Annotated in this window: 17 protein-coding genes and 1 tRNA gene; 11 read left to right on the top strand and 7 right to left on the bottom strand. The window is 72.4% G+C overall.

The window, feature by feature from the left end; translation table 11 throughout:
• Positions 1-25: 25 nt before the first annotated feature.
• From ACV530_RS32395 to ACV530_RS32365, 7 genes are all read left to right on the top strand, one after another.
• Positions 26-1009, top strand: a complete 984-nt coding sequence (locus ACV530_RS32395; RefSeq protein ID WP_494336254.1) for a glutamate ABC transporter substrate-binding protein — start codon at positions 26-28, stop codon at positions 1007-1009.
• Between the two features lie 118 nt (positions 1010-1127).
• A complete protein-coding gene (locus tag ACV530_RS32390) occupies positions 1128-2423 on the top strand; it encodes a hypothetical protein (protein ID WP_494336253.1) in 1296 nt (431 codons plus the stop codon).
• Positions 2420-4876: a serine/threonine-protein kinase gene (locus ACV530_RS32385; RefSeq protein WP_494336252.1), complete on the top strand. Its 2457-nt coding sequence runs from the start codon at positions 2420-2422 to the stop codon at positions 4874-4876. Before ACV530_RS32390 ends, ACV530_RS32385 begins: the two co-directional genes overlap by 4 nt.
• Before the next feature lie 3 nt (positions 4877-4879).
• Positions 4880-6028, top strand: a complete 1149-nt coding sequence (locus ACV530_RS32380) for a protein phosphatase 2C domain-containing protein (protein WP_494336251.1) — start codon at positions 4880-4882, stop codon at positions 6026-6028.
• A gap of 113 nt (positions 6029-6141) precedes the next feature.
• The gene (locus ACV530_RS32375; RefSeq protein ID WP_494336250.1) at positions 6142-7461 is read left to right on the top strand and encodes a vWA domain-containing protein; all 1320 of its coding nucleotides are present in this window, start codon (positions 6142-6144) and stop codon (positions 7459-7461) included.
• A 24-nt stretch (positions 7462-7485) separates the two neighbouring features.
• On the top strand, positions 7486-8340 hold the full coding sequence (locus ACV530_RS32370; RefSeq protein WP_494336249.1) for an FHA domain-containing protein: 855 nt from the start codon (positions 7486-7488) through the stop codon (positions 8338-8340).
• Positions 8341-8401: 61 nt separating this feature from the next.
• Positions 8402-8806, top strand: a complete 405-nt coding sequence (locus ACV530_RS32365; protein ID WP_494336248.1) for a globin — start codon at positions 8402-8404, stop codon at positions 8804-8806.
• Between the two features lie 281 nt (positions 8807-9087).
• Here the strand turns inward: ACV530_RS32365 and ACV530_RS32360 are convergent, their stop codons facing one another.
• From ACV530_RS32360 to ACV530_RS32330, 7 genes are all read right to left on the bottom strand, one after another.
• Entirely contained in the window at positions 9088-9762 is a 675-nt protein-coding gene (locus ACV530_RS32360; RefSeq protein ID WP_494336247.1) for a DUF8010 domain-containing protein, read from the bottom strand.
• Positions 9759-10202 carry an acyl-CoA thioesterase gene (locus tag ACV530_RS32355; protein ID WP_494336246.1) on the bottom strand — a complete coding sequence of 148 codons (444 nt, stop codon included), beginning with the start codon at positions 10200-10202 and terminating at the stop codon, positions 9759-9761. Before ACV530_RS32355 ends, ACV530_RS32360 begins: the two co-directional genes overlap by 4 nt.
• Positions 10203-10204: 2 nt before the next feature.
• Positions 10205-11869 carry an energy-dependent translational throttle protein EttA gene (gene ettA, locus ACV530_RS32350; protein ID WP_494336245.1) on the bottom strand — a complete coding sequence of 555 codons (1665 nt, stop codon included), beginning with the start codon at positions 11867-11869 and terminating at the stop codon, positions 10205-10207.
• A gap of 132 nt (positions 11870-12001) precedes the next feature.
• Positions 12002-13423 (bottom strand): Cys-Gln thioester bond-forming surface protein, encoded by a 1422-nt coding sequence (locus ACV530_RS32345; protein ID WP_494336244.1) that lies wholly within the window; start codon positions 13421-13423, stop codon positions 12002-12004.
• A 229-nt stretch (positions 13424-13652) separates the two neighbouring features.
• Positions 13653-14117, bottom strand: coding sequence for a single-stranded DNA-binding protein (locus tag ACV530_RS32340; RefSeq protein ID WP_494336243.1), 465 nt, complete (start codon positions 14115-14117; stop codon positions 13653-13655).
• A gap of 114 nt (positions 14118-14231) precedes the next feature.
• Positions 14232-16058: a GTPase gene (locus tag ACV530_RS32335; protein WP_494336242.1), complete on the bottom strand. Its 1827-nt coding sequence runs from the start codon at positions 16056-16058 to the stop codon at positions 14232-14234.
• A complete protein-coding gene (locus ACV530_RS32330) occupies positions 16055-17704 on the bottom strand; it encodes a dynamin family protein (RefSeq protein ID WP_494336273.1) in 1650 nt (549 codons plus the stop codon). Before ACV530_RS32330 ends, ACV530_RS32335 begins: the two co-directional genes overlap by 4 nt.
• Before the next feature lie 303 nt (positions 17705-18007).
• Between ACV530_RS32330 and ACV530_RS32325 the strand changes: the two genes are divergently transcribed.
• The 4 genes from ACV530_RS32325 (at position 18008) to ACV530_RS32310 (ending at position 24758) form a co-directional block, all read left to right on the top strand.
• Positions 18008-18080: transfer RNA gene (locus tag ACV530_RS32325), tRNA-Arg, on the top strand.
• Positions 18081-18822: 742 nt separating this feature from the next.
• Positions 18823-20586 carry an AfsR/SARP family transcriptional regulator gene (locus ACV530_RS32320; protein WP_494336241.1) on the top strand — a complete coding sequence of 588 codons (1764 nt, stop codon included), beginning with the start codon at positions 18823-18825 and terminating at the stop codon, positions 20584-20586.
• A gap of 106 nt (positions 20587-20692) precedes the next feature.
• Positions 20693-22861, top strand: a complete 2169-nt coding sequence (locus ACV530_RS32315) for a TOMM precursor leader peptide-binding protein (RefSeq protein ID WP_494336240.1) — start codon at positions 20693-20695, stop codon at positions 22859-22861.
• Positions 22851-24758: a TOMM precursor leader peptide-binding protein gene (locus ACV530_RS32310; RefSeq protein ID WP_494336239.1), complete on the top strand. Its 1908-nt coding sequence runs from the start codon at positions 22851-22853 to the stop codon at positions 24756-24758. The genes ACV530_RS32315 and ACV530_RS32310 overlap by 11 nt, the downstream gene beginning before the upstream one ends.

Below are 24758 nucleotides of genomic sequence, written 5' to 3'. Positions count from 1 at the left end.
CAGGGCGACCAGGGGAGGCGACGGGATGCGCACACGACGGGCCATGGGTTCGAGGGCGTTGGCCACGGCCGCAGGGGCGGTGTGCGCCATGACCGCGCTGATCGCGACGGTGCTGCCCACGCACACGCTCACCACCGGCCACCCGGCGGCCGTCCGCGCACCGGCCCGCGCCGCCAAGGCCACGCCCGCCTCGTGCGTGAACCCGGAGGCGAGCCTGCGGCCGTCCACCGCGGACGGCGACGCCGTGCAGAAGATCAAGGCGCGCGGCAAGCTCATCGCGGGCGTGGACCAGAACAGTTACCTGTGGGGCTTCCGCGACCCGGCCTCGGGCACGCTGAAGGGCTTCGACATCGACCTGGTGCACGCCATCGCCAAGGCGGTCCTCGGCGACCCGGACAAGGTCATCTGGCTGGCGATCCCCACCAGCCAGCGCATCCCGGCACTGCAGTCCGGCAAGGTGGACGTCGTCGTGCGCACCATGACCGCGAACTGCGACCGCATCGGCCAAGTCGCCTTCTCCACCGCCTACTTCAAGGCCGGGCAGCAGCTGCTGGCCCCCAAGAACACCACGATCAAGGGGTTCGACGCGCAGTCCCTGCGGGACCGCACGGTCTGCGCCGCCACCGGGTCCACCGCCCAGACCGCGCTGCAGAACGAGCTGAAGAAGGACCGGCACTTCACGTCCGTGCGGCCGGTGGACAACCAGCTCGACTGCCTGGTGCTGCTGCAGCTCGGCCAGGTCGACGCGGTGCTCACCGACAACGCCCTGGCCGCCGGGCAGGCGGCCCAGGACCCGTCCGTGGGACTCGTCGGCAAACCGTTCACAGAGGAGTACTACGGCGTGGCGATGAACCTCGGCGCCACGGACCTGGTACGCCGGGTCAACGCAGTACTGGAGGACTACCGCCGCGGCGGTTCCGACAGCCCCTGGATGGTGGCCTACCGCAAGTGGCTGGCCGCCGCGAATCTCGGGATCACGGCCCCGCCGGAGCCCGAGTACAAGGACTGACGGGGGCAGGCGCAGACTGGAAGGAACGGCGCACCGCCGCGTAGCGGCAAGGACGGCTGACAGGCTTTCGGAGCACCACCGGACGACGCGGCGAGGCCGCGGACAGGAGAGGGGATCGATGGCGGTCGCGGGATCCACCGGGCCGGCGCTGAGCCGGGAGGAGGTGGACCGTGCGCTGGCGAGGCTCGGCGCGGAGCACGAGGCCGTCGAGTCCTCGCTGCTGGCCCTCCAGGACCACGCCGGCCGCAGGCTGCTGGAGGGCGCGGAGCTCAGCGGCGTCACCAGGAGCCGGTGGGAGGCCGCCGAGCAGCTCATCACCCGGCTGTGGACGTACTTCGACACCTACACCGCCGCCCTCGAGGCGGCCCGCGAGCTGCGCGGCCGCCGCCGCTGGCCCACCCAGGGCGAACTGGGCGAGCTCACCGACCTGCTGCTCGGCGACCGCGTCACCCTGCCCGGCGGCAGGCCGACCGCGGCGACCGGGTCGCTGACCGCACCGAAGCTCAGCGAGCGGCTGAGCCTCCAGGAGCTCGTCGACCGGATGAACGGCTGGTACGCCGAGGCCCTGGACGTGGTCGTCATCGCCGACACCGTGTGGTCCGCGCTGCCCGCCCGCATCGACCTGCTGGCCGCCGAGCTCCAGCGCACCCGCTCCCTGGCCCACTCGGTGGGCGTGCGGCCCGGTGAACACCCCTCCGGCGACGACCTGGAGCGCATCACCGGCGAACTGGCCGCCCTGCGAGGCGAGGTGATAGGGGATCCGCTGGCGTTCTGGACGGGTGCCTCGCCCAGCTCCGCGCCGGGCGGCGGCCGCCCCGACACGTCCCGCTACGACCGCGCCGCCCGCGCCCTGGAGGAGGTGCGGCGCGAGATCGAGGCCGTGCTCGCGGTGCGGCAGGACGCCGAGCAGCGGCTGATGCGCGTGCGCGATGTGCTCTCCCGCGCGGACCGCACGCTCATCGAGGCGCGTCAAGCGCGCGTAGAAGTGCTGTCAAAAATCGCGGCGTCCGTGGTGCCCGCCGTGTCCGGCCCGCCGACCGCGCTCTACGAGCAGTTGTCGGCCGCCGCGGAGCACCGCAGACGCGCCCAGTGGAACCGGCTCTCGCCGCTGCTGGAGGGCCTCGAGCAGCGCGCCGAGGAGGAACTGCTGCGCGCCCGCGACCAGTTGACGGCCGTCACCGCACCGCTGGCGGTGCGGGCCGAACTGCGCGGCCGGCTGGACGCGTACAAGGCGAAGGCGTCCAGGCACGGCCTGGCCGAGGACCGCACTCTCGTCGAGCGCTACGACGTGGCCCGCCGCATGCTGTGGAGCGCGCCGTGTGATTTGGTGGCCGCCGAACAGGCAGTGCTGCGCTATCAACAGGCGATGGCCGTGGCCCTGTCGGAGTTCACCGACCGTAGGGGGGAAGCATGAGCGACACCTGTCAGCGGCCCGGCTGCGACGGGACGTACGAGGACGTCGGCGACGGCGAACTCTACTGCGGCGTCTGCGGGCTCGCGCCGGTCGTCTCGCCGAGCGGCATGATCTCGTCGCCGCCCACCGGCATGGCGGGCGGCGGGATCGGCGCGCAGGGCTCGGCCCCGTCGTCGCGGTCCGTGCGCTCGACGCGCTCGTCGTCGTCGCGCAGGTCCGTCTCGGGCCGGCTGTCGCGGTCGCTGTCCGGCGGCTCGGAGGGGTCGTCGCCGACGCGCTCGGTGTCGGTGCGCAGCGCGCAGACCGCGGCGGGGTCCGCGGCGTCCGCCCGCAACAAGCTCGGGGCGGGCCTGGTCAGCATGCCGGGCGTGCCGCGCCCCGACCCGCGGGCGGCGGTGATGGCCGATCCCGAGGTGCCGGAGCGCAAGCGGTTCTGCAGCAAGAGCGACTGCGGTGCGCCGGTGGGGCGTTCGCGCGGCGACCGGCCGGGCCGTACGGAGGGCTTCTGCACCAAGTGCGGCCATCCGTACTCGTTCGTCCCGAAGCTGGGCGCGGGCGATGTGGTGCACGGGCAGTACGAGGTGGTGGGCTGTCTCGCGCACGGCGGCCTCGGCTGGATCTACCTCGCCATAGACCGCGCCGTGTCCGACCGCTGGGTGGTGCTCAAGGGCCTGCTCGACACCGGTGACGAGGACGCGCTCGCGGTCGCCCTCTCCGAGCGGCGCTTCCTCGCCGAGATCGAGCACTCCAACATCGTCCGCATCTACAACTTCGTCGAGCACCTCGACCAGCGGACGGGCAGCCTCGACGGCTACATCGTCATGGAGTACGTCGGCGGCAAGTCCCTCAAGGAGATCGCCAACGAGCGGCGCACCCCCGACGGCCGGCGCGACCCGCTGCCGGTCGAGCAGGCCTGCGCGTACGGCATCGAGGCGCTGGAGGCGCTCGGCCACCTGCACAGCCGCAACCTGCTCTACTGCGACTTCAAGGTCGACAACGCCATCCAGCAGCAGGACCAGCTCAAGCTCATCGACATGGGCGCGGTCCGGCGGATGGACGACAACAAGAGCCCGATCTACGGCACGGTCGGCTACCAGGCCCCGGAGGTCGCGGACATCGGCCCGTCCGTCTCCTCCGACCTGTACACCGTCGCCCGTACGCTCGCCGTGCTCACCTTCGACTTCCAGGGCTACACGAACGTCTTCGTGGACAGCCTGCCCGACCCCGACAACATCGAGGTCTTCGCCCGCTACGAGTCCTTCTACCGGCTGCTGGTGCGGGCCACCGACCCGGACCGGGAGCGGCGGTTCTCCTCGGCCGCCGAGATGGCGGACCAGCTGACGGGGGTGCTGCGGGAGGTCGTCGCGCTCCAGTCCGGCACGCCGCGCCCCGCGCTCTCCACTCTGTTCGGGCCGGAACCGCGCGTCGTGGACACCACGCTTTTCGGTGAACTGACGGGCGAGACCACGACGTTGGGCGTCCGTGCGAGCACCGCACAGGCGCTGCCGCCGTCGCCCGCCGCATCCGTCGCCCCGCTGGACGTGCGGGCCGCCGCGCTGGCCCTGCCCGTCCCGCTCGTCGACCCGGCCGACCCCAACGCGGGCTTCCTCGCGGGCCTGTTGGCCTCCAAGCCCGCCGAGCTGTACGCCGCGCTCCAGGCGGCGCCCGCCGACTCCCTCGAGCTGCGGCTGCGCCGTTACCGGGCCCAGCTGGAGCTGGGCGAGCCGCAGGCCGAGCGGGCGCTGGTGAGCCTGGAGAGCGACCACCCCGACGACTGGCGCATCATCTGGTACCGCGGACTGCACGCGCTCGTCCACGGCGACCACGAGACCGCGGCGCTGTCCTTCGACGCCGTCTACGACGCCTTCCCGGGCGAGCCGGCGCCGAAGCTGGCGCTCGGCGTGTGCGCCGAGGTGCTCGGCCAGCTCGACAACGCGGCCGAGTACTACCGTCTGGTGTGGAGCACGGACCCCAGCTTCGTCAGCAGCGCCTTCGGGCTCGCCCGGGTGCGGCTCGCCACCGGGGACCGCGCGGGCGCGGTGAGCACGCTGGAATCCGTGCCGGAGTCCTCCATCCACTTCACCGCGGCCCGGGTGGCGGCGGTGCGGGCCCGGCTGCGGCAGCGCTCGCCGCAGGAGTGGCTGCGCGAGGACCTCCGGGACGCCGCCGGGCAGGTGGAGCGGCTCGCCGACTTCGGGCTGGACCCGGTGCGCCGCGAACGGCTGGTCACGGAGGTGCTGGGCACCGCGCTGGACTGGGTACTCTCCGGCAGCCAGGGCAACGCCACCGGGCCGGGCGCCCTCACCCTGCTGGGCAGCAACACGGACGAGCGCGGCCTGCGCTTCGGGCTCGAGCGCTCGTACCGGGTGCTCGCGCGCCTCGCCCAGCGCGGCGAGGAAAGGATCGAACTGGTGGAGCGGGCCAACCGCCTCCGCCCCAGGACATGGGTGTGATCGATGTCGCAACTGCCGCAACCCGCACAGCTGACGGCGTGTCCGGCCTGCCGTGAACCGCTCGACCCGGCCGACAATTACTGCGGCCGCTGCGGCGCGGATCTCTCGGCGGCTCCGTCGGCGTCCGGCGGCGCACCACCGCGGCAGCCGCACCCCGCCGGCGACTACCGGCTCGCCCCTCCGGGAGTACCCGTGCAGACGCCGCACGGCACACCGGCCCCGGCCGGCGCCGGACGCGTCTGCGCGGCCTGCCGGTCCGGCATGATCGACAACGACGGGTACTGCGAGACATGCGGGCATGCACAGCCGCGCGAACGGGATCACATGGAGCACGAGACGGCCGGCGTCGCCGCGGTCAGTGACCGGGGCCTGCGCCACCACCGCAACGAGGACGCGTACGCCCTGGCCACCGTGGCCCTCCCGGAGGGCGGGCCCGCCGCGGTCGCCGTCGTCTGCGACGGCGTGTCGTCCGCGGCCCGGCCCGACGAGGCGTCCGCCGCCGCGTCGTCCGGCGCGCTCGCCCACCTCCAGGAGGCCCTGGCGGCGGGCACTCCCCCGCGCGAGGCCACCCGCCAGGCGATCATGCGGGCCGCCGAGGCGGTCAGCGCGCTGGCCGGCCCCGGCCACGAGCCGCGCGACCACAGCCGCTACCAGCACGAGAACGCCCCCGCCTGCACGATCGTCAGCGCGGTCATCACGGGCGACCTCCTGACCGTCGGCTGGGTCGGCGACAGCCGCGCCTACTGGGTGCCCGACGACCGCGGCACCCAGCCCGCCCGGCTCACCGAGGACGACTCCTGGGCCGCCCAGATGGTGTCCGCCGGGCTGCTCTCCGAGGCGGAGGCGTACGCCGACGAGCGCGCCCACGCCATCACCGGCTGGCTCGGCGCCGACGCGTACGAGGTCGAGGCGCACACCGCGGCCTACCACCCGGACCGTCCCGGGGTGGTCGTCGTGTGCACCGACGGGCTGTGGAACTACGCGGAGACCGCCGAGCACATGGCCTCCGTCGTACCGGCCGACGCCCGCACCCAGCCGCTGGAAAGCGCCCGGCAGCTCGTGGAGTTCGCCCTCGACGGAGGTGGCCACGACAACGTAACGGTGGCGGTCATGCCGTTCCCGTCCCGTCCCGAAGGGGCAGGATCGGCCTGACGCACCACGCGTCCACGGGGGGATGCGCGCCGGTGCCGGGGGTCATCCGGCCCGTCGCGCCTGTCCGCCCGCCCATTGCTTGCGAAGCATGCACCTGCGAAGGAGCGGAACGGATGTCCAACTTCACCAAACCGAGCGTGCCGCGGTTCTCGGTCGACGTGTACCAGAACCCCTCTCTGCCCGAGGGGGCCCAGGTGGTCGACGCGATCGTCACGGTCACCTCGACCGGCGGCGGCAGCCTCGGCGTACCGGCGGCCGGCCCCGGCGCGGCCGTCGTCATCATGGTCGACTGCTCCGGCTCGATGGACTACCCGCCGGCCAAGATGCGCAACGCCCGCGACGCCACGGCGGCCGCCATCGACGCCCTGCGCGACGGCGTGTCCTTCGCCGTCGTCGCCGGCACCCACCTGGCCAAGGAGGTCTACCCCGGGGTGGGCCGGCTCGCGGTGGCCGACGCCACGACCCGCGCCCAGGCCAAGGAGGCGCTGCGCAAGCTCGGCCCCGGCGGCGGCACGGCCATCGGCACCTGGCTGCGCCTCGCGGAGCGGCTGTTCGCCTCGTCCGAGGCGTCCATCCGGCACGGCATCCTGCTCACCGACGGCCGCAACGAGCACGAGGAGCCTCAGGCGCTGCGGGCTGCGCTGGACGCCTGCGCCGGCCGGTTCACCTGTGACGCGCGCGGGGTGGGCACGGACTGGGAGGTCAAGGAGGTCAAGGGCATAGCCTCGGCCCTGCTGGGCACGGCCGACATCGTCGCCGACCCGGCCGGGCTGGCCACTGACTTCACGCAGATGATGGAGTCCGCGATGGGCAAGGAGGTCGCGGACGTCGCGCTCCGGCTGTGGACCCCGCAGGGCGCCGAGGTGACGTTCGTCAAGCAGGTCGCCCCGGCCATGAAGGAGCTCACGGACCGGCGCACCGAGGCAGGGCCCCGCGCGGGCGACTATCCGACCGGCGCATGGGGCGACGAGTCGCGGGACTACCACGTGAGCGTCCGGGTCCCGGGCGCCGCGGTCGGCCAGGAGATGCTGGCGGCCCGCGCCTCCCTCGTCGTGCCCGCACCGGACGGTTCGTCGCCGCAGGTGCTCGCCCAGGGCCTGATCCGGGCGGTGTGGACGGACGACCTGGCGGCGTCGACCGCCATCAACCCGCAGGTCGCGCACTACACGGGCCAGGCCGAACTGGCCCAGGTCATCCAACAGGGCCTGGATCTGCGCAAGTCGGGCGACCTGGACGGGGCAACCGCCAAGCTGGGCCGGGCCGTTCAGCTGGCCAGCCGGTCCGGGCACGAGGACACCGCCAAGCTCCTGTCGAAGGTGGTGGACGTCGTCGACGCGGCGAGCGGTACTGTGCGCCTGAAGGCGAAGGTCACCGCGGAGGCGGAGATGACGCTGGAAACGCGCTCCACCAAGACGGTCCGCGTCAAGAAGTAGCCGGACGAGGGGGAATCGACCGACATGCCGACCTGCCCGAACGGCCACCCATCGGTGGCCGACGACTGGTGCGAGGTGTGCGGCCACCGGATGTCCGCCGCGCCCACGGGCCCCGTCCCTCCGCCGCCGCCCGCGCCGGTCTACCCAGGCCAGGCTGCGGAGGCCACCATGCGCGCGGAGCTGTGCCCGCAGTGCCGTACGCCGCGTGAGGCGGAGGCCCCGTGGTGCGAGGAGTGCCGCTACAACTTCCTGACGCAGACCGCCTCTTCGTACGTCCCGCCGCCTCCGCCGCCGCAGGGGTTCCAGTCGGCCCCGCCGCCCTCGGCGCACCAGGGCTCGCCGTCGCAGACCTTCGAGTACTACGGTTCCAGCCGGTCCCAGGTCAACCGCGAGGCCGAGCCGCTCTCGCCCGAGGGCGACGGGGACTGGCTGCTGTCCCCGCCGACCAACCCGCCGCCGCCCGCCCCGCCCATGTACGGCTGGTACGCGGTGGTCACGCCGGACCGCGACTATTTCCTGTCGATGATGAACCGCAGCGGCCCGGAGGCCCAGGGGCTGAACCTGCCCGCGTACTCCCCGGAGCAGCACGTCCAGCTCACCGGCCCCCAGGTCAGCATCGGCCGCCGCCGGCACAGCACGGGCGAGGCGCCCGACATCGACCTGTCGCGCCCGCCGGAGGACCCGGGCGTCTCGCACCAGCACGCGCTCCTCGTCGAACAGCCCGACGGCACCTGGGCGGTGGTCGACCAGGACTCCACCAACGGCACCACGATCAACGACATCGAGGAGGCCATACAGCCGTACGTCCCCGTCACGCTGCACGACGGCGACCGGGTGCACGTCGGCGCCTGGACGACGATCACGGTCCGCCGGGGCTGAGGAACGGACTTAGGGACTTAAGCCGGAAGTCCTCCGCCGTGCCGTCTGCGACCATGGAAGGGTGAATGAGATTCGGCGCGGCACGCTTCAGGAGCAGACCTTCTACGAGCAGGTCGGCGGCGAGGAGACCTTCCGGCGCCTGGTCCACCGCTTCTACCAGGGCGTGGCCGAGGATCCGCTGCTTCGGCCCATGTACCCGGAGGAGGACCTCGGCCCGGCGGAGGAGCGCCTGGTGCTGTTCCTCATGCAGTACTGGGGCGGGCCGCGCACGTACAGCGACAATCGTGGTCACCCGCGGCTGCGGATGCGTCACGCACCGTTCACGGTTGACCGTGCCGCGCACGACGCGTGGCTCCGCCACATGCGCGACGCGGTCGACGAGCTCGAGCTCTCCCCGGCACATGCCGAGGAGCTGTGGCGCTACCTGACGTACGCGGCGGCGTCCATGATCAACGCCCCGGGCTGAGCTGCCCGTTTGGATCCTGCCCCGGTCCCGCCCTTTCACCGTTTCCTCCGGGGGCAAGCCCCCGGACCCCCGAAACCGCGCTCCGCGCGGTTGTCCTCAATCGCCGGACGGGCTGGAATGTCGGGGCCGCCCTGGATTTTCGCGCCCGCGCTGAAAATCAAGCCCGGCCCGGCACTATCAAGCCCGTCCGGCGATTGAGGACGAGCGGCGAAGCCGCGACAAGGGGGGGCTGGGGCACAGCCCCAGGAAACGGCGAAAGGGCGGGACCGGGGCGCAACTCCCTACGCCGGGGTGAGCGTCAGCCCCGATACCCCGGCGACCCGCACCACCACGGACCCGTACGGCGTCCGCACCCGCAACCACCCACCGGCGGCTGCGAAAAGCCCCAACTCCGCCCCCACGGGGCCCAGGAACCCCAGCGACTGCGCCGCATGCACCGCCCGCAACGGCAACTCCGTCTCGCCGAGCGTCCGCGACCAGATCTCCCGCCCGATGCGGTCCCGCTCGACCCGCGTCCGCCGCTGCTCCGGCAACGCCCCGTCACGCGCGCGGAATTCGGCGACGGCAGCCGCCACCGCACCACGCGCGTCGTCCGCGTCCAGGTCCGCGACCCGCTGCCAGCCGCCGCGCGGCGGCAGCACGCCGGCCCAGGGCGGGCCGGTGACGGCGTCCGGCACCGTGACATCCACCCCGGAAGCGGCAGCGTCGAGCGCATCGCTCAACTGCCCGGCGGACACGGTCACATCGAGCTCGACATGACCGTCCAGCCGGGCGGTACGGATAGCGAGCACCTCGAAGGACGGCGGGCGGCCGAAGACGCCCAGCACTCCCCCGCCGGCCTGCAGCCGGACCACCGCCGCACGGTCGTAGTGGATCAGCCGGGCCAGGAAGGCGGACAGAGAGGCCGCCTCCCCGGCTTCGGCGAAGCGCAAGCGCGCCGACCCCGACGCCGTCATACTGCGACGGCCTCCTCCGCGGACCCGTCGACCGGCTCGTCCCGGTATCCCTCGAGGAGCTCGAGCTCCCCGGCCGCGATCCGGCGCGGCCGACCGCTCTCGAGATCGACCGCCACCACCTTCGTGGCGGCCCGGACGTAGGTCTGCTCCGCGTCCTTTATCTCGTAGGCGACGGTCACGGCGACCCGCCTGAGGTCGGTGACCCACATCTCGATGGTCACCGGCTCGGCCCGGTGGACGAGCGGACGGACGTAGTCGATCTCGTGCCGGGCCACGACGGCCCCGCTCGTGACGGACCCGGCCTCGTCCGACGTGGCCAGCGCGGAGAAGAAGTCGAACCGCGCCTCCTCCAGGTACTGGAGGAAGACCGCGTTGTTCACGTGGCCGTACGCGTCCATGTCGGACCAGCGCAGAGGGCAGCTGTAGACGTAGCGCGCCATGATCAGCCCCGGGTCAGCTTCTTGTAGGTGGCCCGGTGCGGACGGGCCGCGTCGGGACCGAGCCGCTCGATCTTGTTCTTCTCGTACGACTCGAAGTTGCCCTCGAACCAGAACCACTTGGAGTTGCCCTCGTACGCCAGGATGTGCGTGGCGACTCGGTCGAGGAACCAGCGGTCGTGGGAGACGACCACAGCCGCGCCGGGGAAGTCCAGCAGGGCGTTCTCCAGCGAGGAGAGGGTCTCGACGTCGAGGTCGTTGGTCGGCTCGTCGAGGAGCAGCAGGTTGCCGCCCTGCTTGAGGGTGAGCGCGAGGTTGAGGCGGTTGCGCTCACCGCCGGAGAGGATGCCGGCCGGCTTCTGCTGGTCCGGGCCCTTGAAGCCGAACGCGGAGACATAGGCGCGGGAGGGCATCTCGACATGGCCGACGTTGATGTAGTCCAGCTCGTCGGAGACGACGGCCCACAGCGTCTTCTTGGGGTCGATGTTGGCGCGGCTCTGGTCGACGTACGAGATCTTGACGGTCTCGCCGACCTTGATGTCGCCGGAGTCCGGGGCCTCCAGGCCCTGGATCATCTTGAACAGGGTGGTCTTACCGGCACCGTTGGGGCCGATGATGCCGACGATGCCGTTGCGCGGCAGGGTGAAGGACAGGTCGTCGATGAGGACCTTCTCACCGAAGGCCTTGGAGAGGTTGTTGACCTCGACGACGATGGAGCCCAGGCGCGGGCCCGGCGGGATCTGGATCTCCTCGAAGTCCAGCTTCCGCATCTTGTCGGCCTCGGCGGCCATTTCCTCGTAACGGGCCAGTCGCGCCTTGGACTTGGCCTGGCGGCCCTTGGCGTTGGAGCGGACCCACTCCAGCTCTTCCTTGAGGCGCTTCTGGCGCTTGGCGTCCTTCTGGCCCTCGACCTTCAGACGGGCGGCCTTGTTCTCCAGGTAGGTGGAGTAGTTGCCCTCGTACGGGTGGGCGCGGCCGCGGTCGAGCTCCAGGATCCACTCGGCCACGTTGTCGAGGAAGTAGCGGTCGTGGGTGATCGCGACGACGGTGCCCGCGTACTTGGAGAGGTGCTGCTCCAGCCAGTTCACCGACTCGGCGTCGAGGTGGTTGGTGGGCTCGTCGAGCAGCAGCAGGTCGGGGGCCTCGAGCAGCAGACGGCACAGGGCCACGCGGCGCTTCTCACCACCGGAGAGGTTGGTGACCTGCCAGTCGCCGGGCGGGCAGTCCAGCGCGTCCATGGCCTGCTCGAGCTGGGCGTCCAGGTCCCAGGCGTTGGCGTGGTCCAGCTCCTCCTGGAGCTTGCCCATCTCGTCGAGGAGCGCGTCCGAGTAGTCGGTCGCCATCAGCTCGGCGATCTCGTTGAACCGGTCGAGCTTGCCCTTGACCACCGCGACACCGTCCTGGACGTTCTCCAGGACGGTCTTGCTCTCGTCGAGCTCCGGCTCCTGCATCAGGATGCCGACGCTGTAGCCCGGGGAGAGGAAGGCGTCGCCGTTGGAGGGCTGCTCCAGACCGGCCATGATCTTGAGGACGGTGGACTTACCGGCACCGTTCGGGCCGACCACACCGATCTTCGCGCCGGGCAGGAAGCTCAGCGTCACGTCATCGAGGATGACCTTGTCGCCGTGCGCCTTGCGCGTCTTGCGCATGGTGTAGATGTACTCAGCCAAGAGAAACCGTCCGGCAGATCGAGAAGGGCCAATGTGCGGCTCCGCCGCATGAGGGCAGACACAACCATCTTGCCGTACGGGCGGCCCTGGGCGGAAACGCGTTGTCGCCCGGGCCCGCCTGCGGGGCTTCCCCTACTGCTCGTCCGTCGTCTGCCTCCTGCGGAGCGCGAAGACCGCGGCGCCGCCGACCACGATCAGCCCGGCCGCCACACCCGTGAGCAGCGGGGTGGCACTGCTGCTGCCGGTCGTGGCGAGGTCACGGTCCGTGGCGGAGGCGGAGGGGCCGGGCGTACCGGGGCCCGAGCGGCTCACGAAGGCGGGGGTGGCGGAGCGGTCGGCGGAGGCGGGCACGGCGTCGCCCGTTCTGCAGTCGAGGACGCCGGTGAAGGTCCTGGCGAAACCGTGCGGGCCGGTCACGGTGATCGCGTAGGGCCGGTCCTCGTCGGCCTTGACCAGGGTGGTCGCGGAGCCGCCCGGGGCGAGGGTGTGCCGGGTCGTGCGGGCGGCGCCCATGCCGTAGGCGAGCTTGCGGTCGCCCTTGTTCGTGACAGTGACCTCGAGGCCGCCCTTGGTGCAGGCCTTCTCGGCGGACACCGCGGGGGCGGCGCCCTTCCGCGCCCAGTTCACGGTGGCGGTGGCGGTGACGGTGCTCTCGCTGGAGCCGGCGAGGACCTGGGTCTGGGTCCTGATGTTGTCGCCGACGAAGACCCGGCCGACCGGCACCTTGGTGGCGGCCGTCACCGTGAGCGAGGCGGCCCCGTCGGCCGCGCCGGACGGCACGTCGAAGTAGAGCCTGCTGCCGTCGGCGGCCGAGGTGACGCGCTTGCCCGCCTTGTCGACGACCTTCACCTTCTGCGCGGCGGCGTCACCCGAGGGCATGACCGAGACGGTGTCCGCGGTGGTACGGACCGTGACCGGGCCCAGCCTGCGGCCGGGCTTCCCCGAGACGGCGGGCGGGGCGAGGGCCAGGGACGCCTGGGGCTCGGCCAGGTCATCGGCGTTCTTGTAGAGGTAGTCGGCGAGCTTCTCGGCGGCGGGGTCGGTGGCGTCGACCTTGATGCCGTCCGAGTAGCGCCAGATGGCGACCTGGGTGCCCGCGGCGGCCTGGCCCGCGTCCAGCGTGCCCGCGCCGGACTTCTCGCTGAGCCGAGCGAGATCGTTGACCTGCGGGTAGGAGTTCTGGAGGATCCACCGGATCCGGCCCGCGTTCTTGTTGTTCCCCAGCGACGACTCGCTCCAGGCCGCCTCCTTGTACTTCGCCTCGGTCACGGTGCCGGTGAGGATGTCGACGCAGTACGTCTGGAGCGTGCCGCCCCCGTCGACCTTCATCTCGAACAGACCCGCCCGCAGGGGGCCGGTCCGGCGCGAGTCCTTCACATAGGCGCCGGAGCCGACCGTGATCTCGCCGAGGGTGGCGCTGACACCTGCGGAGCTCTGCGGCGCGTCGTCCGCCGCGGCGGACGACGCGATGGCTATCGCGCCCCCCGCGGCCAGGCAGGCCGCCAGCACGGCCGCGGCAAGACGGGTGGCCGCCCGTCTCGTGACAGAGTTCATCGAAGTCCTTTCGGGCGGGCGCGAGTGACGCAGAGCACAGATCACAGGGCACGCCTCGCCGGGCAACTCGAAATGCAGCAGCCCCCGTTGTCCGTTGGGATCCTAGGGATCACCCACCGTGCCGGAACAACGCAGGTCATGCGCACGGGCGATCCGAATCGGAATCGTTATCGGACGCAGGTGTTCCGCTCGGCATTATCGATAAATCGTCGGGACAAATCCCCCCATTTCACGGGGTCGTTGCCTCGACGAGCTCGCCCTCCTGCGGTCTGGACCATTCCGGGGCCGGAGCAGGACCCGCCATCCGCACCGGCTCCACGGGCAGCGGCCGGACCTGGGACACCCGGCGGAACGCCGAGGTGCCCCGCGCGAGGTCGTGCCCGATCGACACAGCGTCAATATCGGCCGACAGCCACCGCTTTCCCTCACGCTCCTGCTCGGCGATCCTCAACTTCCCCCGCACGATGAGGGGTTCCCCGAGCGACACGGACGCGACCACATTGGACGCCAGCGTCCGCCATGCCCACACGGTGAAGAAGTTCGTGTACGCATCCGCCCATTCCTCCCGCCCCCGGTCCCAGCGCCGCGTGGTCGCCGCGAGCCGGAACCGTGAGACCGCCGCTCCGTTCGCCGTCTCCCGGAAGTCCGGCTGCGTCGCCACGTTCCCCACGACCGTCACCAAGGTCTCGTTCACCGAACTCCCCCGCTCCCCCGCCGGGTCCCTCACCCGGCCTGTGAGCTCATGGTGCCCTTGATCACCGGATCCCGCCGGAGCCTGTGGACGACCCCACGACTGTGGACAACTCCGTCACCCCTCCCCGGCCGCGATGACGAACTGCGCCCGCACCTCCTGGTACCGCAGCAGCTCCGCCGCCACCGGCTCCAGCACCCGTGCCCGTCCGCACCCAGCGGCGGCGCTCCGCAGCCGGCGTTCGGTCTCCAGCCCATGGCTGCGCGCGGGCCCCCGCGCCGCCAGCCGGCAGCACCACGCCAGCACCGGGGCGCTCAGCCCGCAGGCCACCACCAGTACCCCGGCCGTCCACCACTCCCCGGGCAGATCGGACGTCACCATCCCCACCAGCCAGGCCACGCCCGCCAGTTGCAGGAGCAGCAGCACCGCCTGGGCGCCGGCCGTCATCGCCCACCACCGGGGCCGCACCGGCCGTACCGTGCCCGTACGTCCCGTGCCCGTACGCCGCTCCCCCGTGCCGCCGCGCGGCTCGGGCACCACCGCGCCCGTCGCGTCGAGCGCCTCCGCCAGCCCCTCCGCCCCCTTCGCCGCCGCCTCGCGCACCGCCTGCGCCCACGGTCCGGGCAGCCCCGCGGAGGCCTCGTGCACCAGCGACCGTACGGCCTGCTCGACCAGCGGCCGCGACGCCGTCCGGCGCTGGGCCTCCTCGCCGTCCTCACCGGCACCGGCGAAGGCGTCCTGCCCGCGCAGCCTGCGGTACAGGCCCCGGGCCCGGGCCCATGGCGTCCCGCACGCCCGGCCCGCGTCGCGCAGCCAGGTCCGCTCCGCGGCCAGCCCGGACGCCCGGGCGCCCACCGCCTCCGCCAGCCGGTCCTCGAACTCCTGCCGGGCCTCCTCGGTGAGCCCCGGACGCCCCTCCTCCGTCACATAGGCCGGCCTCAGCCGTGCCGACGCCCCGTCCACGTCCGCGGTCAGCCGCAGCTCGGCCGCGCACCGCCGGGCCACGAACTGGCCGAGCGTCTCGCGCAGTTCCGCGACCCCCTCCCCCGTCAGCGCCGACAGCGCCAGCACCACCGCCCCCGGCTCGCCGTGCTCGCCGAGCGCCAGTCCGTCCTCGTCCAGCAGCCGGCGCAGGTCGTCCAGCACCTGGTCGACGGCCCCGCCCGGCAGCCGGTCGGACTGGTTGAGCACCACGAAGGTCACCTCCGCGTACCGGGCCAGCGGGCGCAGATAGCGCTCGTGGACCACCGCGTCGGCGTACTTCTCCGGGTCCATCACCCAGATCACCGCGTCCACCAGCGCGAGCAGCCGGTCCACCTGTTCCCGGTGGCCGGGCACGGACGAGTCGAGGTCGGGCAGGTCCAGCAGGACGAGCCCGCACAGCGCGGGGTCGTACGGGCGCGGCGGCTGCCGCCGCGCCCTGGCGGGGATGCCCAGCCGGTCGAGCAGCCCGTCCGCCCGGTCCGTCCAGGTGCAGGCGACGGGCGCCGCGGTGGTCGGGCGGCGCACCCCGGCCTCCGAGAGCTGGGCCCGGGCCAGGGCATTGAACAGCGTCGACTTGCCGCTGCCCGTGGCACCGGCGATGGCCACCACCGTGAGGTCCAGCGCGTACCGCTGCCGGGCCGCGGCCTCCTCCAGCACCCGGCCCGCCTCGGCGAGCGTGCCGCCGTCCAGCCGGGTCCGCGAGAGCCCGGTCAACTCGCGCAGCGCGTCGATCCGTTGCAGCAGGTCCCCGCCGAGGGCGGCCGTCTGACGGGACTCCCCGCCCGGCGGGGAGGGCTCGCCGGGTGCCTTCTCGCGAGTCCTCTCCTCGACGTCCTTGGCGTCCTTGACGTCCTTCTCCGGGCGGGCGCGGCGCGCGATCAGCCCGTCGTCCCAGGCGCGGTCGTCGGCGTCGGGCGCGGGGCCCTCGCCGCGGCTGTCGGTGCCGGCCACCGCGGTCACCTCTCCTTCTGCAGTACGGACAGGGCCGCGATCAGTTCGACCTGGGGGTCCGGGGTCACGTCGAGGGCGTCGAGCGGGGCGCTCCTGCGGTCGCGTTCGGCGTCGAGCACCCGCTCCAGACAGTCGGCCAGCAGATCGGCGCCCCGGTCGCGCAGGCGCTGCGCGCTGCGCGCACCGAGGAGTTCGGCGAGGTTCTCCCCCGCGAGGTGGGCCCGGCGGCCGCCGAGCAGTGCGGCGACGAGCAGCGCGGCAGCGCGCTCCGCGTCGCCGGCCGTGGGGCGTTCGAGGGTGCGGACGGCGTCCTCCGCGATCTCCTCGACGCAGCGCCGCCAGTGACGGACCGCCACCCCGATCCGGCCGGCCGCGCCCTGCCCGTCGCGCGGTGCGAGCGCCGCCTCGGCGGCGGGGTCGGAGCCGGCCTCGGCGATCTCCTCGTCGGCGGCGTCCACGGCGCAGGTCAGCAGCGCGACGAGGGTGGCGGACAGGGAGGTGAGGAGCTCGTCGGAGGTGCTGTCGCGCGGGTGGCCGCGCCAGTGGGTGAGCGCGTCGCCCGCGAGCGCCTCGCCCGCGGCGGTCTCGCGCCGGACCCGCTCCAGGGCGCGCGTGTACGCGTCCTCGGTCCGCTGGAGCAGCCGTACCGCCGTACCGTGCTGGAGGGCCGCCGCCCCGGCCAGGTCGGGCAGTCGCGACCCGAGCGAGGAGAGGATGCCGTCGGCGGTACGGGCCCTGGCCACGGTCCGGGCGGCCGGGTCCTGCGCCCGTTGGGTCAGCCAGTCCCGCAGCTCCGCGACGGCGGTGCCGGGCAGCAGTCCGCTGCCCCCGCCGACGGACTCCGGCAGCTCCGGGATCGTGAACCGCGGTACGTCGCCGAGCCCCGCCGACTCCAGCAGCGCCCCGAACTGCCGCGTCACCTCTCCCGCGACCTGGTGCGGCACCCGGTCCACCACGGTGACGAGCGTGACGTCGTACTCCTTGGCCGCCCGCAGCAGATGCCAGGGCACCGCGTCCGCGTACCGCGTCGCGGTGGTGACGAGCACCCAGATGTCGGCCGCGCAGACCAGTTCGGCGGCGAGCTCGCGGTTGCGGGTGACGAGCGAGTCGATGTCGGGCGCGTCGAGGAGGGCGAGGCCGCGGGGCAGGGCCCGGTCGGTCTCGATGCACAGCCCGGCGGGTTCGCCGCCGGCCGGCGGCTCTCCCTCTTCGCGCTCTTCCCGGTACGCCCCGCCGTCGCCCTCCTGCTCCTCCCCCTGCTCGAACACCGGGGCCCCGTCCTGGACCGGCGCCCACACCCGGTACAGATCCGGCAGGACCCGGGGTCCGGCGAACCAGTGCTGATCGTCCGGATGGCAGACGAGCACCGGGGTCCGGGTCGTCGGCCGCAGCACCCCCGCCTCGGTGACCCGCCGCCCCACCAGCGAGTTGACCAGAGTGGACTTCCCGGCCCCGGTGGAACCCCCGACCACCGCGAGCAAGGGCGCTTCGGGGGCGCACAGGCGGGGCACCAAGTAGTCGTCGAGCTGCGCGAGGAGCTCGACCCGGTTGCGACGGGCGCGGGCGGCGCCGGGAAGGGGGAGCGGAAAGCGTGCGGCGTCGACACGATCACGCAGTGCGGACAGCGCGTCGAGCAGTCTGGGCCGTACATCCAAGGTCGCCACACGCGCAGAATGCCCAATTCTGGTGTGTTTTTGAAGCGTATAGCCCGTAGGACGCGAGGCGTGGCGTATGGGGCCCGGGCATAACGAGTGCACAACACCCTGCCTCTGAGGCGTGAAAAACGGTGCAGGATTCGCACCCGCCTGCGATTATCAGGACCGCTTCACCGAACCTCCACATCGTGTCACGGAGGTGAAGCAACCGGGACGAGGTACGCGGAGCCCTATCCTTGTCCCCGGCAAGGTCACGGCACCACCGAGCCCGGGGCTTCAGCCGTCCGCGACCGCCGCACACCGGCCCCCGTAGCTCAGTGGATAGAGCAGGCGCCTTCTAAGCGCTTGGCCGCAGGTTCGAGTCCTGCCGGGGGCGCTCGCGCGTTGCCTCTCCCCTCCGGGAGGGGCTTTTTTGTTGCCCGGACGAGGGGTGCGGGATCGTTCCCGCCGTCACCCATACGGACGCCTCTCCCGTGAAGGCGCACAGCGCACCCCCTAAGCCACCCCCTAAGTCGACCCCCTACAAGGGGACTTCACGCCGCCCCCCTCGCGGCCCTGCGACCCGGCCGGCGGCAACCGCACCACGCCCCTCCCCTTCAAGGCAGGGGCGCTTTTTCGGCCAAGAAGGTCGTCAAATGGTCAATCATTAATGCCAAGTCTCCATAAAGGGCCGAACAAAGGTGAGCAATGTCCTCAACCACCCCGGCCCCCATTGCGTCCAAACATAAGGTTTCGCAATGTGACCCACCTCACATCCACATAGGGGTTGTGGTGGCCCGCCCCCCAGGGGGATCTTGGTGATATGTTCCACTCAAGGGAATTGACTCACTCGAGGGCAATCGTTGATTCGGGGCAATTAGCGGGTCCGTTATGCAGCTCGCCCCGGATTCACCGTTTTCAGCGCCGCAGCCGGCCGGAGGGAACCCCTCGGGCTACTCCGGGTAACGCCGCCTGACCATGCGGTGAGCACACGGGCGGCAGGCCGGCCGAACCCCGGGCCGGACCGTGGGGACGGTGCGGGAGGCGTGGCCCCGCCGGGTATTTCCATGCCCTTTTCACAACCGGCGGAGAACTCTTTTCCCGAGAGAACTTCCACCCCTTTTTGCCGCAAGCTTTTGATGGGGGAACCAATTTTGGATGCCCGTTTCTCGGTGCTCGGTCTGCTGAGCATCTCTGAGAAAGGGGATGCAGTGGTGCTGCAGCCGTCGAAACCCACGACATTGCTGGCTGCACTCCTGCTGCGTCCCAATGAAGTCGTGTCCATCGATTATCTGCAGCGCGCCATCTGGGGAGAACACCCGGCGGTCACCGCCACGGCGACGCTGCGCACGTACATCATGCGGCTGCGCAAGCTCTTCGCGAAGTTCGGCATCTCCGACAACCTCATCGAGACGCTGCCCGGCGGCTATCGCCTCCGTGCCACGCCGACGACCCTGGACCTGCTCGAGTTCCGGGAGCAGGTGAGGGCCGCCGCCGTACAGGAGGACCAGCAGGCCGAACTCGACCTGCTGGTACGGGCGGTGAAGCTGTGGCGCGGGCCGGTGCTGGGCAACATCCCGTCGGACGCCCTGCACAGCCGGGAGATCCCGGCGCTCACCGAGGAGTGGCTGCGCTCCTGGGAGCGGGTCTTCGACCTCTCGCTCGCGCTGGGCCGCGGCCGGCAGGTCCTGCCCGAACTGCGTACGGTCGTACGGTCGCACCCCGGCCACGAGCGGTTCTGGGAGCAGCTGATCGAGGCGCTGTACCGCTCCGGGCGGCAGTCCGACGCGCTGGCCGAATACCAGCGGGTCAAGGCGTACCTCCGCGACGAGCTCGGGGTCGACCCCGGCCCCGCGCTGCAGAACCTCGAGCTGGCGATCCTCCGCGGCGAGCGGCTCGAGCCCGTGCCGGACCCGGATGCGCCCGTCGCGGCGGAGGCCGCGCCCGCCGAACCCGGTCCCGTGCCCGCGCGCTGCGCCCTGCCGCCGGACCTCCCGCACTTCGCCGGACGGGCCGACGACGTCGCCTCGCTGGTCGCACAGCTGACCAAGGAGAGATCGGGCCCCGCGGTGGCCGTGCTCTCGGGGCCGCCCGGCATCGGCAAGACCGCGCTCGCCACGCACGTGGCGCATCAGGTGCGCGACCACTTCCCGGACGGACAGTGGGCCCTGCGGATGCGGGACGGCCACACCGGCCGTGCCGATGACATCGTTTCCCGCGTCAACTCGGCGCAGGGGGACGACCGGAGAGTACTGCTGCTCCTCGACGACGTGTCGGACGTCGAGCAGGTACGTCCCCTGCTGCCGACATCGGCGGGCAGCGCGGTGATCATCACCAGCCGGATCAACCTCGCGGAGCTCGCGGTGAGCACGGGCGGCACGCTGCACCGGCTGATGCCGCTGGAGCCCGAGGACTCCTGTCGCCTGCTGGCCGCCGTCGTGGGGGCCGAGAAGGTACGCGCGGAGCCGGAGGCGGCACTCGAACTCGCCCGGCTCTGCGGCCATTTCCCCCTCGCCCTCGCCATCGCCGGAGCGCGCCTGCTCGGACGGCCCCGGCACCGCGTCGCCGACTGCGTCACCTGGCTGGAAACCGGCACACTGGAGAAGCTGTCACTGCCCGGCGGACGGCTGTCCGTGGGGCGGCTCTTCCATGAACACCTGGAACAGCTGGCGGAACCCCTCGGCGAGGCGTTCCTCAGGCTCGGGGAGCACGCCGAGGACGGCCTGTCCGCGGCGCGGTGCGCGGAACTGCTGGGCGCCACACCCACGCGGGCCCGTCACCTGCTCGAGCAGCTCGTCGACGCCCATCTGCTCGAGGAATATCCGCTCGGCCATTTCTATACGCACGACCTCCTCCGCCTGTACGCCCGGCAGCACATGAGTCCCGTCGACTCCGCCGCATAATCCGCGCGTTCAAGATGTCCCGGGCAACTGCCCGATACCACACATCAGTTCCGACCTTTCCCTTCGCGCTGCTCCACGCGCATCTCCGCACCGATTCTCCAGAGGGTTGACGACATTGGTAGCCACGCAGGAATCGATCACCCAGGCACGCCCCCGTATCCAGCGCGACGTGCTCTTCACCGAGACCCCGCAGGGTGTGCTCTTCCACAACGCCCGCGGCGGATTCCAGATCAAGGCGAAGTCGGCCTACCGGTTCGCCATGCTGATCGTGCCGCATCTCAACGGCGGGAACCGGGTGGAGGACCTCTGTAAGGGGCTGGCGGAAAGCCAGCAGAAGATGCTCCTGGGCCTGGTCCGCGCCCTGTTCGACCACGGGTTCGCGCGCGACGTACGGAGCACGGACACGGCGGAGATACCCGCCGGCACCGCCGAGTTGTTCAGTGCCCAGCTCCACTACATCGACCACTACGTGGACGACGCGCCGTCGCGGTTCCTCAGGTTCAGGAACACCCGCGTCGCGGTGATCGGGGACGACGAGATCGCCCGCTGGTGCGCGCTCGGCCTGGTCCGCAACGGCGCGGCGCACGTCGCCATGAGCCGGCGCTTCGACGAGGTCGTCGCCGAGGCCGGGGAACTGTCCGCGAAGGGCAGCCCGGTGGAAATCGGCCAACTGCGTGCCCCGGACGACACATTCACATGGGACGACCTCGCGCCGTTCGACGTCGTCGTGGTGTCGGGACTGGACGCGGCGCCGCGCCGGGTCCTGTCCCTGCTGCAAGCCGGGCTGCCCGAGGGCAAGACGCTGCTGCCCGCCTGGGGGTTCGGCAACCAGGCCGTCGTCGGCCCGCTGATGCGCGCCGGCACCCCGGCGTGCTGGGTGTGCGCGATGCTCCGCCTCGGCGCCGGCGAGGACGGGCACGGCCCCGCGGCCCGGGTGTGGAGCGAGGCCGTCCTGCCCGCCACCGGGCAGCCCGGTACGGCCCCGAGCCGGCCGCTGGCCGCGATGCTCGGCAACCTGCTGGGCTACGAGGTCTTCCGCGTCGTCACCGGCGCCCTGCCGCCCGAGACCGAGGGGCAGGTCCTCATCCAGGACCTGGACTCCGTCGACGTCACCTCCGAGCCCGTCGTCCCCCACCCGCGCTGCCCCCACTGCGCCGAGGCCGCCGAGGCCCCCGCCGACGACCTCACCGAGGCCACCCTCGGCCTGCGGCAGCCCGCCGCCGCGCCGAGCACCGACGCCGACGAGCTGATGAAGCAGCTCGACGAGCAGCTCCTGCTGGTCCGCCCCAGGACCGGTGTGTTCCGCGCCTTCGAGGACGAGCCGCTCAAGCAGCTGCCCCTCAAGGCGAGCGTCCTGCGGTTCGGCCTCGGGCACGGCGGTGAGCGCTCCGTCGCCGCCTTCGACGTGCACCACGTCGTCGGGGCCCGCCTGCGGGCGCTGCGCCGCGCCGCGGGCATCCACGTCGAGCACGCCCCGGCCCGGCACGCGCTCTCCGGCGAAGCGCTCGAGGCGGTACCGCTCCCGGCGGTGGACCCGGCCTCGCTCGTCACCAACAGCGGTACGGGCGTGCCCGGTTCGGCGATCGCGTACTGGTCGGCGGCGACCTCGCTCGTATCGGGCGCGCGGCGCCTGGTGCCCTCGGCGGCGGTCCTGACCGCGGGGCCCCACAACGCCGACAAGGTGTGCGCCGTCACCTCGGCGGGCACCGGTGCCGGTGCGACCGCCGGGGAGGCCCTGACCCGCGGGCTGCTCTCCGCACTGGCCCACGACGCCCTCGAGCGCACCCTCCGCGGGACGGCACAGGCCGCCTCCGTACCGCTCGGCGCCCTCGCGGACGGGGCGGAGCTCGCGTTCCTCGTCGACTCCGGCCGCAACCTCGGCCTGGACCTCGAGCTGTTGGACCTGACCGCGCACGAGGACGGACGCCACGTCCTGCTCGCCCGCTCCGGCGGCTTCTGGGCGCTCGGCTCGGGCCTGACCTGGCGGACCGCCGCCGTCGCGGCGCTGCGTGACGTGGTCGGCGCCGCGCAGCTCGCGCAACAGGCCGACGGCCTCGTGGACTTCGGCGACGCGGTCATCCGCGAGTTCGCCCCGGCCGCCGTCGTCCCCGAGGGGACGGCCCCGGCCCGGCTCGACGCCGAACTGTCCCCGGAGCAGGTGCTCTACGCCCTCAAGGCACGGGACATGGACGCCCTGGCGGTCGCGACCACCCCGTCCGACCTGCTGGCCGGCGGCATCCACACCGCGCGGGTGGTGCTGACGCGTGGCAACTGATCTCGGAAGCGATCTGGAGAAAGCCGTCCGCGCCGCGCTGGCCCGCCACGGCGCCGACAGCGTGACCGTGACCGCCCGTCCCCTCGGCGTCCGCGACGAACTGGCCGTACCCGCCGAAGCTGTACCCACCGAAGACGTGGACCCCGGCGACGTGTCGGTGTACGTCTACGGGCACACCGCCGTCATCGGCCCCCTGCACCACGGCGGCGCGACGGCGCCCGCCTGCGGGCGCTGCCTGGCCCGCCGCTGGCAGGCGGTGCGGCCCGAGGAGATCCGGGACGCGCTGGAGACCGGGCGCGACACCCACGCGTGCGGCGACCACCCCTTCGTCACCCCGTTCACCGCCGACGCGGTGGCGGCGGTGATCGCCGCCCACCAGGAGAACGCGGCTCCCGCGCTCTACTCGACCGTCTGCCTGGTCAACCTCGAAACCCTCGAGGTCCAGCAGGTCCCCCTCGTGCCCGACGCCGACTGCCCCGTGTGCGGCCGTCGTACGCCGGACACCGCCGAGGCCGCCGAGGTGGTCCTCGAGCCGACGCCGAAACCGGCGCCGGACGTCTTCCGGACCCGCCGGCTCGGGGACTTCGGCATCCCGGAAGCCGCCTTCGCCAACGCGGTCAGCGGGGCCCTCGGCCCCGCGCCCTACCTCGAACTCGACTCCCCCACCTCGTCGTCGACCCTCGGCTGGTTCACCCTGCGGACCGGGCCGTACCTGCACAAGACGTACTGGGCGGGCCACACGAACTCCTACGGCGACAGCATCCGCGTCGGCATCATGGAGGGCCTTGAGCGCTACGCGGGCACCCGGCCGCGGAGCAAGACGGCAACGGTCGTCGCCTCGTTCGAGGAGCTCGGCGACCAGGCGCTCGACCCGCGTGAATGCGGCGTGTACAGCGACGAGTTCTACGAGCACGACGGCCGGATGGCGCCGTTCTCCGAGAAGCGCCCGATGCCCTGGGTGTGGGGCTGGTCCCTGCGCGACCGGCGTCCGGTCCTCGTGCCCGAGCTCATCACCTACTACAACAGCTCCACCACGGAGACCCCCTTCGTGCAGGAGTGCTCCAACGGCTGTGCCTCCGGCGGCTCCCTCGTCGAGGCCACGTTCCACGGCCTGATGGAGCTGATCGAGCGCGACGCGTTCCTCCTCGCCTGGTACGGCATGGCCGCGCTGCCCGAGATCGACCCGTACAGCAGCAGCCGCCCGGACACCCGGATGATGGTCGACCGGCTGGCGATGTACGGCTACGAGGCCCGGTTCTTCGACGCCCGCGTCACCTTCCCCGTCCCGGTGGTGACGGGCGTGGCGGTCCGCAAGGACGGCGGGCTCGGCACGATGTGCTTCGGCGCCGGGGCGAGCCTGGACCCCGAGGAGGCCGTCGCCGGCGCCCTGGCCGAGATCGGCACCGACGCGGCGCGGCTGCGCGTGCGCACCGAGCTGCAACTGGACGAACTGCGGCCGATGGTCCGCGACTTCGGCAAGGTCAAGGCCCTCAACGACCACCCGGGCCTGTACGGGCTCCCGGAGATGGCCCCGTACGCCTCGTTCCTGCTCGACGGCGCGCGGGACGCCCGGCCCCTCGCCGAGGTGTACGACGGCCGACGGCCGCTGCTGCGCCCCTCGGCGGACCTGGCCGAGGACCTCGCGGCGTGCGTGGGCGCCGTCACGGCGGCCGGGTTCGACACCATCGTGGTCGAGCAGACCCTCCCGGAGCAGCGGGACCTGGGCCTGAGCACCGCCAGCGTGATCGTGCCCGGACTGCTGCCCATCGACTTCGGCTGGGGACGCCAGCGCGCCCTGCACATGCCCCGCACACGGACCGCCCTGCGGGAGGCGGGACTTCGCCCCGACGACCTCACCCGGGATCAGCTGAACCCGGCGCCCCACCCGTTCCCCTAG

The organism is Streptomyces sp. SX-6 (genome assembly GCF_059089585.1).
Note: the sequence above shows the minus strand (reverse complement) of the source record. Positions and strands in the feature narration are given on the sequence as shown.